The sequence below is a fragment of the Pseudomonas sp. PDM32 genome (assembly GCF_019219225.1).
GTDB classification, from domain to species: domain Bacteria; phylum Pseudomonadota; class Gammaproteobacteria; order Pseudomonadales; family Pseudomonadaceae; genus Aquipseudomonas; species Aquipseudomonas laurylsulfatiphila.
Genome location: NZ_JAHUWE010000040.1, coordinates 1 through 632 on the forward strand (window position 1 = coordinate 1; position 632 = coordinate 632).

A 632-nucleotide genomic window follows, 5' to 3' on the forward strand; every position below is an offset into this window, starting at 1 on the left:
TTTGGCGTCGGTTTGCTTAAGCACTTCGCCGGTGGGCGCGTAGGTCCACAACGACTGCGCGCCGTCGCCCGGCTCCAGCAAGCCGTCGCGGTCAGCTTCCTGGGTTGGCCAGTCGATAGGGGCAAAGGTACTCAGGAAACGCCGGCTTTCATGCAGCACTACCGCCGACAGCCCATAGTCGGCCATCAACCGGCTGCCTGCAGGGTCGTCCTGCCGGATCAGCTGGCCACAGCGGTTGTGCCGGGCGTGATCTTCCGAAACGCCCCCAAACGTCATTCTCTCGACGCAGCGCTCGCGTTCATCCCGGATTTGCTCATGCACCGCGACAGGCCGCAGCAATGGATCATGCTCAGTGCGACGATGCCAGCCACGTTGGTCCCATGTTTCAAGCGCCTGCCCCGCAGCACCCGACAACCCGAGTTGCCACCCGGCATCGACGCTGTCGCTGCACAGTGACTGCCCGCTGAGGTTATGGATTGTGATCAGGTTCACCGGTATCGAAGCATCGCTCTGGCTCAAGGCAAACAATCGCGGATCGCGCTGCTGTGATAGCCGACCAACCAGATCGAAAACCTGATGCGTGACTCGCGCCGTGACCGGATCGGCTATCGCCTTCCGACAATACGCCACCG

General features: G+C 62.2%; 1 pseudogene. It reads right to left on the reverse strand.

Annotation, left to right across the window (positions count from 1 at the left end):
• A pseudogene (locus KW846_RS29695) lies at positions 1-632 on the reverse strand (hypothetical protein); the annotation flags it as partial.